We start from the raw sequence: 454 nt of genomic DNA, 5'->3' as shown, positions 1-454 counted from the left end.
TGCGGCGGCTGGGCCGCGAGCGCCCATCTCAACGGCGCCGTGATCGCCCAGGGCTCGATCAAGGTCGATCAGAACCTCAAGGAGGTGCAGCACCGCGACGGCGGCGTCGTCCAGGCGATCGGGGTGCGACAGGGCGACCGGGTCGAGGCAGGCCAGACCCTGTTCTGGCTCGACGATGTCCAGACCAAGGCCGAGCTCTCGATCATCCGCTCGCAGCTCGGCGAGAATCTCGGCCGCAAGGCCCGCCTGATCGCCGAGCGCGACAACCTCGCCGCGATCACCTTCCCGGCCGAGTTCGCCCGATTCTCCGACGAGGCCGCCCAGATCATCCAGGGCGAGACCCGGTTGTTCGACGGCAACCGCACCAACCGCGAAAGCCGCAAGGAACAGCTCGAGATCAGCATCGTCCAGTCCGGCGAGGAGGTGAAGGGCCTCGAGGCGCGCCAGGTCGCCA

1 pseudogene is annotated in these 454 nt (G+C 68.5%); it reads left to right on the top strand.

Features of this window, described 5'->3' with window-relative positions:
- Window positions 1-454 (top strand): annotated as a pseudogene (locus AB4118_RS34160) (HlyD family type I secretion periplasmic adaptor subunit); the annotation flags it as partial.

Origin of the sequence: Allobosea sp. 2RAB26 (assembly GCF_052115465.1) — a bacterium.
In the GTDB taxonomy this organism is placed as follows: Bacteria; Pseudomonadota; Alphaproteobacteria; order Rhizobiales; family Beijerinckiaceae; genus Allobosea.
This window is presented reverse-complemented; position numbering and strand designations above follow the sequence as displayed.